General features: G+C 62.7%; 11 protein-coding genes. All 11 read right to left on the reverse strand.

The window, feature by feature from the left end:
• Positions 1-3: 3 nt before the first annotated feature.
• The 11 genes from astB to acs all read right to left on the reverse strand — a co-directional run bounded on the left by astB (position 4) and on the right by acs (position 13,370).
• Positions 4-1,353, reverse strand: coding sequence for an N-succinylarginine dihydrolase (astB, locus tag WF331_RS01085; RefSeq protein ID WP_340622580.1), 1,350 nt, complete (start codon positions 1,351-1,353; stop codon positions 4-6).
• A 23-nt stretch (positions 1,354-1,376) separates the two neighbouring features.
• On the reverse strand, positions 1,377-2,840 hold the full coding sequence (gene astD, locus WF331_RS01090; RefSeq protein ID WP_340622581.1) for a succinylglutamate-semialdehyde dehydrogenase: 1,464 nt from the start codon (positions 2,838-2,840) through the stop codon (positions 1,377-1,379).
• Complete coding sequence (astA, locus tag WF331_RS01095; RefSeq protein ID WP_016498492.1) at positions 2,841-3,869, reverse strand: arginine N-succinyltransferase; 1,029 nt, start codon at positions 3,867-3,869, stop codon at positions 2,841-2,843.
• A 78-nt stretch (positions 3,870-3,947) separates the two neighbouring features.
• Complete coding sequence (gene aruF / locus WF331_RS01100; RefSeq protein WP_016488492.1) at positions 3,948-4,967, reverse strand: arginine/ornithine succinyltransferase subunit alpha; 1,020 nt, start codon at positions 4,965-4,967, stop codon at positions 3,948-3,950.
• A gap of 135 nt (positions 4,968-5,102) precedes the next feature.
• Positions 5,103-6,323, reverse strand: coding sequence for an aspartate aminotransferase family protein (locus WF331_RS01105; RefSeq protein WP_063423044.1), 1,221 nt, complete (start codon positions 6,321-6,323; stop codon positions 5,103-5,105).
• Positions 6,324-6,666: 343 nt separating this feature from the next.
• A complete protein-coding gene (gene argR / locus WF331_RS01110) occupies positions 6,667-7,647 on the reverse strand; it encodes a transcriptional regulator ArgR (RefSeq protein ID WP_016498490.1) in 981 nt (326 codons plus the stop codon).
• 98 nt (positions 7,648-7,745) lie between these two features.
• Positions 7,746-8,510 (reverse strand): ABC transporter ATP-binding protein, encoded by a 765-nt coding sequence (locus WF331_RS01115; RefSeq protein ID WP_016498489.1) that lies wholly within the window; start codon positions 8,508-8,510, stop codon positions 7,746-7,748.
• Positions 8,511-8,532: 22 nt separating this feature from the next.
• A complete protein-coding gene (locus tag WF331_RS01120) occupies positions 8,533-9,231 on the reverse strand; it encodes an ABC transporter permease (protein WP_016498488.1) in 699 nt (232 codons plus the stop codon).
• On the reverse strand, positions 9,228-9,917 hold the full coding sequence (locus WF331_RS01125) for an ABC transporter permease (protein ID WP_016498487.1): 690 nt from the start codon (positions 9,915-9,917) through the stop codon (positions 9,228-9,230). Before WF331_RS01125 ends, WF331_RS01120 begins: the two co-directional genes overlap by 4 nt.
• Before the next feature lie 88 nt (positions 9,918-10,005).
• A complete protein-coding gene (locus tag WF331_RS01130) occupies positions 10,006-10,791 on the reverse strand; it encodes an ABC transporter substrate-binding protein (RefSeq protein WP_049274969.1) in 786 nt (261 codons plus the stop codon).
• Positions 10,792-11,408: 617 nt separating this feature from the next.
• Entirely contained in the window at positions 11,409-13,370 is a 1,962-nt protein-coding gene (gene acs, locus WF331_RS01135; protein WP_016498485.1) for an acetate--CoA ligase, read from the reverse strand.
• Positions 13,371-13,544: the final 174 nt, after the last annotated feature.

Here is a 13,544-nt window from a genome sequence, read left to right on the forward strand (position 1 = left end):
TCTTCAAGGTTGGCGTTGGAACGGGTATACCGAGCCCAACTTCAGGATCTGGGTCAATTCGTCCAGTGCCGTACGGCATTCCACCAGCAGTTGCGGGTCGGCCAGGTCCGCTTCGCCCAGGCGATCGCGGTAATGCTTGTCGACCCACTGCACCAGGGTGTCGTACAGCGGGGCGGTCATGATAACGCCTTGGTTGACCGCCGCCAGTTCCGATTCTTTCAACGCCACGCGCAAACGCAGGCAAGCCGGGCCGCCGCCGTTCTGCATGCTTTGCTTGAGGTCGAATACCTTGACCTCCTTCACCGGGCCACCCTGGCTGGTCAGCTGGCCCAGGTAGGCCCAGACCCGCTCATTGTTGCGGCACTCTTCCGGCACCACCAGCAGCATGGAACCGTCATCGCGGCTGAGCAGTTGGCTGTTGAACAGGTAGGAGCGCACGGCATCCTCTACCGCCACCGCTGCCCGCGGTACACAGATGGCCTGGAAGTTGCCACCCTTGCTGGCCAGTTTAGCTCGCAGCTGGCCAAGCACCGCGTCGGTCTCGAGGAAAGCGTCCTCGTGGTAGAACAGCACCTCGCCGTTGCCCACCGAAATCACATCGTTGTGGAACACGCCCTGGTCGATCACTGCAGGGTTCTGTTGAGCGTAGACCACCCCGCCATCGCTCAGCCCATGCAGCCGGGCCACGGCCTGCGAGGCTTCCAGGGTTTGCCGGGCCGGGTATTTCTGCGGCGCCGGGTAACGGCTGTCGAACGCACTGCGGCCATAGACGAAGAACTCCACACCCGCGTCGCCATAGGCACAGCAGAAACGCGTGTGGTTGGCCGCGCCCTCGTCACCGAACTGTGCCACGGCAGGCAATGCTTCGTGGTGGGCAAAGTGTTTCTCGTTGTTGAACATGGCGCCCAGCACACGGCTGGTGGTCGGGTGCTCAATGCTGCGGTGATACTTGCAGTTCAGGTTGGCGGCGGTGAAATGCACGCGGCCATCTGCAGTGTCGGCACTGGGGCTGACCGTGGCGGCATTGGCCACCCACATGCTCGACGCCGAGCAACTGGCCACCAGCAGGGGCATGGCCTCTTTGGCAGCACGCTGGATCACCTCGGCATCGCTGCCGCTAAAGCCCAGGCGGCGCAGCGCAGCCACATCCGGTCGTTCTTGGGGCGCCAACACGCCCTGCTTGAAGCCCATGTCGGCCAGCGCTTTCATTTTCGCCAGGCCCTGGCGCGCGGCTTCGCGCGGGTTGGAACCCTGCTGGCTGTTGCTCTGCGAAGCCACGTTGCCGTAAGACAGGCCGCCATAGTTGTGGGTAGGCCCCACCAGGCCATCAAAATTCACTTCATAGGATTTCATCGGCTAGGCTCCGTGACCTGTTGTTATAGGGTGACGCCCGGCGTCAGGGTCGCCGGCAAGGCAAGGCTGGCGGTCTCCAGCGAAGCCACGGGGTAAGCGCAGTAGTCTGCCGCGTAATAGGCACTGGCCCGATGGTTGCCACTGGCACCCACGCCACCGAACGGCGCACTGCTGGCGGCGCCGGTCAGTTGCTTGTTCCAGTTGACGATACCGGCGCGGCTGCGCAGCCAGAAGTACTGGTAGCGGGCACGCGAGTCGGAGAGCAACCCGGCGGCGAGACCGTACTGGGTGTTGTTGGCTTCATCGATGGCAGCATCGAAATCGGCATAACGGATCACCTGCAGCAGCGGCCCAAAGAACTCTTCGTCCGGGCGCTCGGCCACGGCCGTGACATCGACAATGCCCGGGGTCAGCAACGCAGCACCGGCCTGCGGCTGGGTCATTTCCAGCAGCTTCACGCCACCTTTGGCGGCCAGTTCGGCCTGGGCCGTAATCAGCGCACGCGCCGCCTGCAGTGAAATGACCGAGCCCATGAACGGTGCCGGCTGCTCACCGAACGCCCCCACCGTGATGGTTTTGCACACCTCGACCAGGCGCACGATCAGCGCATCACCCCAGGCGCCTTGGGGCACCAGCAGCCGCCGCGCGCAGGTGCAACGCTGGCCGGCGGAGATGAACGCCGACTGGATGATGGTGTACACCGCAGCGTCCAGGTCCCTCACCTCGTCTACCACGAGCGGGTTGTTGCCGCCCATTTCCAGGGCCAGGATCTTGTCCGGGCGACCGGCGAACTGCTGGTGCAGCAGGTTGCCGGTGCGGCTGGAACCGGTGAAGAACAGGCCATCGATCCCCGGGTTGGCGGCCAGCGCCACACCGGTTTCCCGCGCGCCCTGCACCAGGTTCAGCACGCCCGCCGGCAGGCCGGCGGCGATCCAGCAGTTGACGGTCAGCTCGGCAACCTTGGGCGTCAGCTCGCTGGGCTTGAACACCACGCAGTTACCCGCCAACAGCGCTGGCACGATATGGCCATTGGGCAGATGACCGGGGAAGTTGTAGGGGCCGAACACCGCTACCACGCCATGGGGCTTGTGCCGCAGCACGGCCGTGGCGTCGGCCAGCGGGCCGCTCTTTTCCCCGGTGCGCTCGCGGTAGCTTTGTACCGAGATCGCCACCTTGTTGATCATGCTGGTGACTTCGGTCGCCGATTCCCACAGGGGCTTGCCGGTTTCCTCACCGATGCACTGGGCCAAGGCTTCGGCGTGCTTTTTCAGCTGCTCGGCGAACTTCTCCAGCACGTCGATACGCGCTTCCAGGCTCAGTTGCGCCCACGCCGGAAAGGTCTGACGGGCTGCCTGGACGGCGGCGTCCACCTGGCTGGCGTCAGCGCCCTGCCCTTGCCAGATGACAGCCTGGGTCACCGGGTTCAGCGACTGCAGGGCTTCGCCCTGCCCCGCCAGCCAATTGCCTGCGATGTAATGCGTGGTCATTTACTGGGCCTCCCGGCTGGCCGATAGCGGCACGGCACGCACGTTGTCGCCGGCACCCATGCGCAGACGCTTGGCGGTCAACGGGTCGACCACCAAGGTACCGGCGGCCAGCCGCGCAGGCGCGGCAGTGATGCGGCAATCGTCGCGTTTGCGGTTGTGGATGATGTAAGGGGTGGCGTCGTCGCCCGGCGTGCCCACCGCCAGCACCAGCGTCTGGCTCTCGCGCACCGCGCGGATCTTGGCGGTATCACACTCGATGGCCGGGCCTGCGTCGAAGATGTCGACATAGCCCTGGTAGTTGAAGCCTTCCTGCTTGAGCATGGCCAGCGCCGGTTCGGTGTCGACGTGCACGCGGCCGATCACGTCGCGCGCCGCCTCGGACAGGAAGCAGGTGTACAGGGGGAACTTGGGCATCAGCTCGGCGATGAACGACTTGTTGCCAACACCGGTCAGGTAGTCCGCCTGGCTGAACTCCATCTTGAAGAAATGCCGGCCAAGGCTTTCCCAGAAAGGCGAACGCCCCTGCTCGTCGGACATACCGCGCATTTCGGCAATGATCTTCTTGCCAAACAGCTCCGGGAACTCGGCAATGAACAGCATCCGCGCACGCGACAGCAGGCGGCCATTGAGCCCGGAGCGGTGATCGCTGCGCAGGAACAGCGAGCACAGCTCGGAATTGCCGGTCAGGTCGTTGGCAAGGAACAGGGTGGGGATTTCGCGATAGATCTTAAGCTCCTGCGAAGCGCTGACGGTAAGGCCGACCCGATAGTTGTACCAAGGCTCGCGCAGGCCGACGGCACCGGCGATGGCACTGATGCCGACCACCAGGCCTTCGTCGTTTTCCAGCACGAACAGGTAATCGGTGTCGCCACGCTCGGCTTCGCCACGGAAGCTCTTTTCCGCCCAGCCAACGCGATGCCCCAGGCGTTCTTCGTTGGCCGGCAGCGTGGTCAGCCCGGTGGTACCGGTGCTGCGTGCCAATTCGATCAACGCAGGCAAATCGCTGCTGCGTACAGGACGAACGATCATGCTATCTCCTTGTGCGGCGGCGTCGGCCGGCGCAAAACTCTTCTAACGCATCAATCCCGAAACGTCTGTTACCAGACCTCAGACCGCGACCAGGCGCACGCTGCCACCCTCGCCCACACCCAGCGCATCGGCCGCCGCCAGGCTCAGGCACACCGGTTTGCCGGGCACCCAATCCAGGTCCAGCAGCACCGCGCGGTAGTCCTGCAACTGGCCATTGCACACCAGGTACGGGCGCCCGCCCTTGCCTGGGGCGTCCTCGATTTTCACCGGCGCCGAGCGGCTCTGGGCAATCGAGCGAATGCCCGAGGTGCGCGCATGCAGGGTCGGGCCACCGTCGAAGATGTCGATGTAGTGCTCGGTTTCGAAGCCTTCGCGCATGAGGATGTCGAAGGTGATCTGCGCGCGGGGGTGCACCTGGCCCATGGCTTCCTGCGCCTCATCGGGCAGCAGCGGCACGTAGATCGGGTAGTGCGGCATCAGTTCGGCGAGGAAGGTTCGGCTCTTCAGGCCACACAGGCGCTCGGCGTCGGAGTAGTTGAGGTCGAAGAAATTGCGGCCGATGGCATCCCAGAACGGCGATTCGCCATTCTCGTCGCTGTAGCCGACGATTTCGGTCACTACCGAGTCGGCGAAACGCTCCGGGTGCGCGGCCATGAACAGCAGGCGACCGCGCGAATTGAGCTCGGCCCAGCCGCTGTTCACCAGCTCCGGCAATACATAGAAGCTGGTCAGCAAGCTGTTGCCGGTCAGGTCATGACACAACGACAGCACGTGGATCTTGTTGTGGATCTTCAGCTCGCGCGAAGCGTGCACGAAGGTCTCGTTACGAAAACTATAGAAAGGCTCGGAATACCCAGCCGAAGCGACAATGGCCGAGCAGCCTGCCAGCTTGCCAGTCTCGCTGTCTTCGAGCACAAAGAAATAGCTTTCCTCGCCGTTGAAGCTGACCTCGGCGGCGAAGGAAGTCTCGGAAGCGGCGATCTTGTCGCCCAGGCGAGCAGCGTCGTCCGGCAGCGAGGTGACACCAATGGGGCTGTCTGCAGCCATGCGCTGCACTTCGTTCAGATCAGCCATTTGCGCGGGGCGCATCACCAGCATGGTGTCACTCCTTTGGAATACGGGCCGCTCACGGCGGCACGGAAAAACGGCAGGTACACGGGCACCTGCAGTGGAATCGGGTATCGCCGGCCAGGCCCGGGAATGGCCTTTGCCGGCGAAGGTGGCGCAGGCGGATCAGCCCTTGGTCAGGGTGGCCACGGCGCGCTCGAAGCGGTCCAGGCCTTCGTCGATGTCGGCGTCTTCAACCACCAGGCTTGGCGCAAAACGCACCACGTCCGGGCCGGCCTGCAGCACCATCACGCCTTCTTTCTCGGCGGCGTTGAGCACGTCCTTGGCCTTGCCTTGCCAGGCCTCGGTCAGCACGCAGCCGAGCAGCAGGCCGACACCACGCACCTGGGAGAACAGGCTGTACTTCTGGCCAATCTGTTCCAGGCGGGTCTTGAAACGTGCGTGCTTGGCCTTGATGCCGGCCAGGGTTTCAGGGGTATTGACCACATCCAGCACCGCGCAGGCGACGGCGCAGCCCAGCGGGTTGCCGCCGTAAGTGGTGCCGTGGGTGCCGACGGCCAGGTGCTTGGCCAGTTCGGTGGTGGTCAGCATGGCGCCGATAGGGAAGCCACCGCCCAGGCTCTTGGCACTGGTCAGGATGTCGGGCGTCACGCCGTAGTGCTGGTAGGCATACAGCGAACCGGTACGGCCCACGCCGGTCTGCACTTCGTCGAAGATCAGCAGGGCGTTGTGCTCGTCGCACAGCTTGCGAGCGCCTTCCAGGTAAGCCAGGTCTGCCGGTACCACGCCGCTTTCGCCCTGGATCGGTTCAATCACCACAGCGCAGGTCTTGTCGGAAATCTGGGCTTTCAGTGCTTCCAGGTCGTTGTACGGCACGTGGCTGATGCCGGTGATCTTCGGGCCGAAACCGTCGGAGTACTTAGGCTGGCCGCCGACGCTGACGGTGAACAGGGTACGGCCGTGGAAGCTGTTCACGGTGGCGATGATTTCGTGCTTTTCCGGGCCAAAGCGGTCATGGGCGACGCGACGGGCCAGCTTGAACGCGGCCTCGTTGGCCTCGGCGCCGGAGTTGCAGAAGAACGCCCGGTCGGCAAAGGTGGCGTCCACCAGCTTGTGGGCCAGGCGCAGGGCCGGCTCGTTGGTGAACACGTTGGATACGTGCCAGAGGGTGTTGGCCTGGTCGGTCAGGGCCTTGACCAGCGCCGGATGGCAGTGGCCCAGGGCATTTACCGCGATGCCACCGGCAAAGTCGATCAACTCGCGACCCGACTGGTCCCACACACGGGAACCCTCGCCTCGCACAGGAATGAAGGCCGCCGGAGAATAGTTGGGGACCATGACCTGGTCGAAATCGGCACGTTGCACCGGGGCTTGCTCAACGGACATCTGAGTCTCCTGAAGAGGAACGCTGGCCTGGAAGTGGGCGAGCGATGGGGGGATTGTAAGGACTGATCCGCGCCTGTCCTTGCGGCCAAGCGACAACTTGTTACAGCGCAAAACCCAGTTTTGACAAGGCTTTCGGCAATGCGACAAACACTGTCGCAATCGCGCAGTGTACGGGAGAGAGGATGCTGGGTGAACGGGTGTTCACATATAGAAGAGTGGCTGTCTACGCCGACCCTATCGCCGGCAAGCCAGCTCCCACAGGGTCACCACAGGCCCTGAGGCTTGCCGGGTACCAGTGGGAGCTGGCTTGCCGGCGATAGGGCCAGTGCAGGCAACAGGGGAATCAGCCCTTTTCGGCAGGCGCCGAGCTCAGTTCGAACGGGCTGCTGCTACGCCGCTGGTTGCGGTCTTCCCGTGGCGTGGCGCCAAAGAAGTTGCGATAGGCACTGGAAAAATGCGGCCCCGAGGAGAAGCCACAGGACAAGCCGATCTGGATGATCGACTTGCTGGTCTGCATCAGCATCTGCCGCGCCTTGTTCAGCCGCAGCTCCAGGTAGTACTGGCTCGGCACGCGGTTCAGGTACTGCTTGAAGATGCGCTCCAGCTGCCGACGCGACACGCACACATGCTGGGCAATCTCGTCAGTGGTCAGCGGCTCTTCGATGTTGGCTTCCATCAACAGCACCGCCTGGGTCAATTTGGGATGGCTAGAACCCAGGCGGTTCTGCAGCGGAATGCGCTGACGCTCGCCACCCTCGCGGATGCGCTCCACCACCAGCTCTTCCGACACTGCCCCCGCCAGTTCCGCCCCGTGATCACGGGCCAGCACTGCCAGCAACAGGTCGGCCACGGCGATGCCGCCACAGGCAGTCATGCGATCACGATCCCAGTCGAACAAGTGACTGGTGGCAATGACCTTGGGGAAGCGTTCGGCAAAATCGTCCTGCCAGCGCCAGTGCACCGCAGCCCGGTAACCGTCGAGCAGGCCCAGCATCGCCAGCGGATACACCCCGGCAGCCAGGCCACCGACCGTGCAGCCACTGCGCGCCAGCTGCTTGAGCGCCGTCGACAAGGCAGCCCCTACCGCCGCAGGCGGCTCGTCAGCGAGCAGGAACAGTTTGTGGCAACCCTCCAGGCGGCCGGTCCACGGCTCGCCCGGCAGGCGCCACTCCCCCTCTGGCGCGGGCTCTGCCTGCAGGAAGGCCAGTTCGTAGACCACATCCGGATGCACCCGCTGCGCCACCTGCAACACTTCCTCGGCCAGCGCCAGGGTCAAGGGCCTGGTGCTGGGCCAGATGAGAAAACCGATTCGCTGGGTGGTCATAGGGTGCGGTCCGAAACCTGAGGTCGTTCGAGTCTGTGCGCCGGGTCAGGCTGCGCTCGCAGCGCAGCATGCCCTATTCTGGTGCAAAAATGCAGCTTTTACTTCAGGCTGCCGGAGAGGAACTGCTTCAGGCGCTCCGACTGCGGGTTGGCCAATACTTCGCGTGGGCAGCCCGCCTCTTCCACCAGACCTTTGTGCAGGAACACCAGCTGATTGGAGACCTCGCGAGCAAAGCCCATTTCGTGGGTCACCACCACCATGGTCCGGCCTTCCTGAGCCAGCGCCTGCATGACCTTGAGCACATCACCCACCAGCTCCGGGTCTAGCGCCGAAGTCGGCTCGTCGAACAGCATAACCTCTGGCTCCACGGCCAGGGCCCGGGCAATTGCCACACGCTGTTGCTCACCACCCGACATATGCCCGGGGAAGGCGTCCTTGCGGTGGGAGACACCCACCTTGGCCAGGTAGTGCTCGGCCTTTTCAACGGCTTCTTTCTTGCTCATGCCCAGCACGTGTACCGGCGCCTCGATCACGTTCTCCAGCGCCGTCATGTGCGACCACAGGTTGAAGTGCTGGAACACCATCGACAGGCGCGAGCGCATGCGCTGCAACTGACGCGGGTCGGAGGCCTTCAGCGCGCCGTCCTTGCCGGCCACCAGCTTGAGCTCTTCGTTGTTGAGCAGGATCTTGCCGGCGTGCGGCTGCTCCAGCAGGTTGATGCAGCGCAGGAAGGTCGACTTGCCCGAACCACTGGAGCCGATGATGCTGATGACGTCGCCGGCCTTGGCCGCCAGGGAAACACCCTTGAGCACTTCATGGCTGCCGTAGCGCTTGTGCAGGTCTTGGACTTCGAGTTTGTACATGCTGTCGATTCTCACAAAGCGGTCAGTGCTTGCGCGGCGCCAGGTAGCCGAGCCAGCGGCGTTCGGCCATCTTGAACAGGCGCACCAGGATGAAGGTCAGGCACAGGTAGAACACGCCCGCCGTGATGTAGGCCTCGAAAGGCAGGTAGTACTGGGCATTGACCGTGCGTGCGGCACCGGTGATGTCGATCAGGGTGACGATCGACGCCAGGCTGGTGGTCTGCAGCATCATGATCACTTCGTTGCTGTACTGCGGCAGCGCCCGGCGCAGGGCCGATGGCAGCAGGATGCGCCGGTACATCTTCATGCGCGACATGCCCATGGCCTTGGCCGCCTCGATCTCGCCGTGAGGCGTGGCCTTGAGGCTGCCGGCGATGATTTCTGCGGTGTAGGCACTGGTGTTGACACCGAACGCCAGGCAGGCGCAGAACGTGGCGCTGGACAGCAGCGGCCAGGCGAAGCTTTCACGTACCGCCTCGAACTGCGCCAGGCCGTAGTAGATCAGGAACAGCTGCACCAGCATCGGCGTGCCGCGAATCACGTAGGTGTAGAGCCACGCCACGAGATTGACCACAGGCTGCTTCGACACGCGCATCAGGCCTAGCGGAATGGCCGCCAACAGGCCGAAGAACAGCGAAATCGCCAGCAACTTGAGGGTGGTCAGCAGGCCGCCGAAGTACAACGGCAATGCCTCCCAGACGACGTTGTAGTCGAAGATCATAGTTCAGCCACCTTGACGCCCACCGAGTAGCGGCGCTCGAGATACTTCAGGGCCAGCAGCGAGACGCTGGTCAGCACCAGGTACAGGGCCGCCACCGCCAGGAAGAAGGTGAAAGGCTCGCGGGTGGCGTCGGCCGCCTGCTTGGCCTTGAACATCATGTCCTGCAGGCCGACGACCGAAATCAGCGCGGTGGCCTTGGTCAGCACCAGCCAGTTGTTGGTGAAACCCGGGATCGCCAGGCGAATCATTTGCGGCACCTGGATGCGGAAGAACACCTGGCGGTTGCTCATGCCATACGCCACGCCCGCTTCGGCCTGGCCCTTGGGAATACCGAGGAAGGCACCGCGGAAGGTTTCTGACAGGTACGCGCCAAAGATGAAGCCCAGCGTGCCGATACCCGCCGCCAGCGGGTTCAGGTCGATGTAGTCTTCGTAGCCGAGCAGCGGTGCCACCCGGTTGATGATGTCTTGCCCGCCGTAGAAAATCAGCAGGATCAGGACCAGGTCCGGAATACCACGGATAACGGTGGAATACAGATCGCCCAGCCAGGCCAGCCAGCGCACCGGCGACAAGCGCAGCGCCACACCGATCAGGCCGAGCACGATGGCCAGGGCCATCGACGACAGGGCGAGCTGCAGCGTCAGCCACGCCCCGTCGAGGATGACTGCCCCGTAGCCTTTCAACATGATGAGGTCCTCGACCTAGAGAATGAAAAATGGTGCAAACCTCAGAGCCTCTGCTGTTTGCACCATTGCACAGGTGAAACCCGATGTCTTAGTTCGAGTCTGGACCGTAGATGTCGAAGTTGAAGTACTTCTTCTCGATTTCTTTGTACTTGCCGTTGGCACGGATGGCGTCGATGGCCGCGTTGATGCGCTCGACGTTCGCCTTGTCACCCTTGCGCACGGCAATGCCGATACCGTCACCGAAGTACTTGGCGTCGGTGAAGGCCGGGCCTACGAAGGCAAAGCCCTTGCCGGCGTCGGTCTTGAGGAAGCCGTCTTCCAGCAGGGTGGCGTCAGCCACGGTGCCGTCGAGGCGGCCGGCTGCCACGTCCAGGTAGATTTCGTTCTGGGTGCCGTAAGGCACCACGGTGGCACCTTTGGCGCCCAGCACTTCCTTGGCGAAGCGGTCATGGATCGAGCCGCGCTGCACGCCGATCTTCTTGCCTTTGAGCTCATCCAGGCTTTCGCTGACAGCGGTGCCGTCCTTCATGACCAGGCGCGCCGGGGTCAGGTAGTAGCGCTTGGTGAAGTCGACCGACTTCTTGCGGTCTTCAGTGATCGACATGGACGACAGAATGGCGTCGATCTTGCGCACTTTCAGCGCCGGGATCAGGCCGTCGAACTCCTGCTCGACCCAGGTGCACTTGGCTTTCATCTGTTCGCACAGGGCATTGCCGATGTCGTAGTCGAAACCGGCGATGCTGCCATCGGGCTGCTTGAAGGCGAAGGGTGGGTAGGCAGCTTCAATGCCGATTTTCAGGGGTTTTTCATCGGCCTGCGACACCAGGGAAAACACAGACAGCGCCAGGGCGCCAAGCAGTGCGAGCTTCTTCATCAGGTAACTCCATCGGTACGGGGCAATACAAGGCAGGTAACAACTGCCCGATATGCGAATGGGTACAACGCGAGCCGCGCAGGGTTCGACCAAGGTCGCAGACCACGAGCGAGTGAGTGGCATTTTAGCGACAGCCCGGTAGTCGATATTTCTTCAAAGCGACAACTACTTACAGAAGCGCTTGAAACCGCTGCGGGCGATGTTGACAGCCAGTGCAAAATATGCAAAAGCGCAAGAAATAGAACCTATAGACCTAGCAATTCCTGGGCCTATTATTGGCAAAGCCTTGTACTACGGCAAGTGTAGCGTGCTGCGTTGCACAAAATGGCTACGGGAACGCACCGAAACGGGCCTGATTTGTTTCTTCGCGCCCCGAACTTGTGCAGGACCGGTGACAGAACAGTTACCGATGAATGTCGGGTAACAGTAAAGCAAAAACCCCGCCGATTGCCCGGGCGGGGTTTAGTCTGGTCGTGGCGTGTGCAAGCAGCCCTGTGGGAGCGGGCGTGCCCGCGAAGCAGTCAACGCGGTGGATGGCACCGGCTGCGCCGGTGTTCGCGGGCACGCCCGCTCCCACATAAAGCCACTCCCACAAGGGCCCGCGCTCTGCCTCGATATCAGGCCGAAGCCAGGTTCATGGCCTTGTGGGTATCGATCAGGTGCTGCACCACACCCGGGTCAGCCAGTGTCGAGATATCGCCCAGCGCATCGTACTCACCGGTGGCAATCTTGCGCAGGATGCGGCGCATGATCTTGCCCGAACGGGTCTTCGGCAGGCCCGGCGCCCACTGGATCACGTCCGGCGAGGCAATCGGGCCGATTTCCTTGCGCACCCAGTTTTTCAGCTCCAGGCGCAACTGCTCACTGGCCTCGATACCGGAATTGAGGGTGACATACACATAGATGCCCTGGCCCTTGATGTCGTGCGGCACGCCAACCACTGCAGCCTCGGCAACTTTCGAATGCGCGACCATGGCGCTTTCGATTTCGGCAGTACCCATGCGGTGACCGGAGACGTTGAGCACGTCATCCACACGACCGGTGATCCAGTAGTAGCCATCTTCGTCGCGGCGCGCACCGTCGCCGGTGAAGTACATGCCACGGAAGGTCTTGAAGTAGGTGTCGACAAAGCGGTCGTGGTCGCCGTACAGCGAACGCGACTGGCCTGGCCAGGAGTCGAGGATCACCAGGTTGCCTTCGGCCGCACCCTCGATCAGGTTACCCAGGTTGTCCACCAGGGCGGGCACCACACCAAAGAACGGGCGGGTTGCCGAGCCCGGCTTGAGACCGGTAGCGCCCGGCAGCGGGCTGATCAGGATGCCGCCGGTTTCGGTCTGCCACCAGGTGTCGACGATCGGGCAGCGCTCCTTGCCTACAGTCTTGTAGTACCAGTTCCACGCTTCAGGGTTGATCGGCTCGCCCACCGAGCCAAGCAGACGCAGGCTGGAACCATCGGCCCCTTCAACAGCGGCCTGCCCTTCGGCCATCATCGCGCGGATGGCGGTTGGCGCGGTGTAGAGGATGTTGACCTTGTGCTTGTCGACGATCTTCGAGACGCGGGTGATGTCCGGGTAGTTCGGCACGCCTTCGAACAGCAAGGTGGTGGCGCCGTTGGCCAGCGGGCCGTAGACGATGTAGCTGTGGCCAGTGACCCAACCGACGTCGGCGGTGCACCAGTAGACCTCGCCCGGGCGATAGTCGAACACGCGCTCATGGGTCAGCGCGGCATACACCAGGTAACCGCCGGTGGTGTGCAGCACACCCTTCGGCTTGCCCGTGGAGCCAGAGGTATAAAGGATGAACAGCGCTTCTTCAGCACCCATTTCCTTTGGCGCGCAGTGGCTGGAGGCCACTTTCATCAGGTCTTCGTACCAGATGTCGCGGTGCTGGTGCCAGGCGATATCACCACCGGTGCGCTTGCACACGATGATCTTCTGCACGCTTTTGGTTTCAGGGTTGGTCAGCGCCAGGTCGACGTTGGCCTTGAGCGGGGTACGACGGCCGCCACGCACGCCTTCGTCGGCGGTGATCACCACCTTGGACTCGCAATCGATGATGCGGCCGGCCAGCGCTTCAGGGGAGAAGCCACCGAACACCACCGAGTGGATCGCACCAATACGGGCACAGGCCAGCATGGCCACCACGGCCTCGGGGATCATCGGCATGTAGATGGTGACCACGTCACCACGGTGCACGTCCTGGCCACGCAGGGCGTTGGCGAACTTGCAGACCTGCTCGTGCAGTTCACGGTAAGTGATGTTGCGGTGTTCGGAAGGGTCGTCGCCTTCCCAGATGATGGCCAACTGATCACCGCGCTCTTCGAGGTGGCGGTCCAGGCAGTTGGAGGAAACGTTCAGAGTGCCGTCGGCGAACCATTTGATATCGACGTGGTGGTCGTCAAAGGAGGTTTGCTTGACCTTGGTGAACGGTTTGATCCAGTCGATACGCTGGGCCTGCTCGCGCCAGAAGCCGTCCGGGTTGATCACCGATTTCTGGTACATGGCCTTGTAGGTGGCCTCGTCGGTCAGGGTAGTGGCCGCAACCTCGGGACGAACGGGATACAGTGGAGCCGCACTCATCTGTGTTACCTCGGTGTAATAGTTGTTTTTGTATGGAACCGTTTGTAACTGTACCAGAGCGACAAAAGCCATTCGACGTTGGTATTAATTTGGTACGCCCGTTCCGGCAAAGCCCTCTAGCTCGGGCATTACAGCCCATGGGGGCAAAAAAATAAGGGGTTAACACCGGATTGT

Source organism: Pseudomonas sp. YNh (assembly GCF_037993085.1).
Lineage (GTDB): Bacteria > Pseudomonadota > Gammaproteobacteria > Pseudomonadales > Pseudomonadaceae > Aquipseudomonas > Aquipseudomonas putida.

What these genes read in the sequence shown, in the direction of transcription:
- acs (WP_016498485.1), bottom strand. Translation starts at nt 13,370, where the DNA reads ATGAGTGCGGCTCCACTGTATCCCGTTCGTCCCGAGGTTGCGGCCACT.
- astB (WP_340622580.1), bottom strand. Translation starts at nt 1,353, where the DNA reads ATGAAATCCTATGAAGTGAATTTTGATGGCCTGGTGGGGCCTACCCAC.
- WF331_RS01105 (WP_063423044.1), bottom strand. Translation starts at nt 6,323, where the DNA reads ATGTCCGTTGAGCAAGCCCCGGTGCAACGTGCCGATTTCGACCAGGTC.
- WF331_RS01115 (WP_016498489.1), bottom strand. Translation starts at nt 8,510, where the DNA reads ATGTACAAACTCGAAGTCCAAGACCTGCACAAGCGCTACGGCAGCCAT.
- aruF (WP_016488492.1), bottom strand. Translation starts at nt 4,967, where the DNA reads ATGCTGGTGATGCGCCCCGCGCAAATGGCTGATCTGAACGAAGTGCAG.
- astA (WP_016498492.1), bottom strand. Translation starts at nt 3,869, where the DNA reads ATGATCGTTCGTCCTGTACGCAGCAGCGATTTGCCTGCGTTGATCGAA.
- WF331_RS01125 (WP_016498487.1), bottom strand. Translation starts at nt 9,917, where the DNA reads ATGTTGAAAGGCTACGGGGCAGTCATCCTCGACGGGGCGTGGCTGACG.
- astD (WP_340622581.1), bottom strand. Translation starts at nt 2,840, where the DNA reads ATGACCACGCATTACATCGCAGGCAATTGGCTGGCGGGGCAGGGCGAA.
- WF331_RS01120 (WP_016498488.1), bottom strand. Translation starts at nt 9,231, where the DNA reads ATGATCTTCGACTACAACGTCGTCTGGGAGGCATTGCCGTTGTACTTC.
- WF331_RS01130 (WP_049274969.1), bottom strand. Translation starts at nt 10,791, where the DNA reads ATGAAGAAGCTCGCACTGCTTGGCGCCCTGGCGCTGTCTGTGTTTTCC.
- argR (WP_016498490.1), bottom strand. Translation starts at nt 7,647, where the DNA reads ATGACCACCCAGCGAATCGGTTTTCTCATCTGGCCCAGCACCAGGCCC.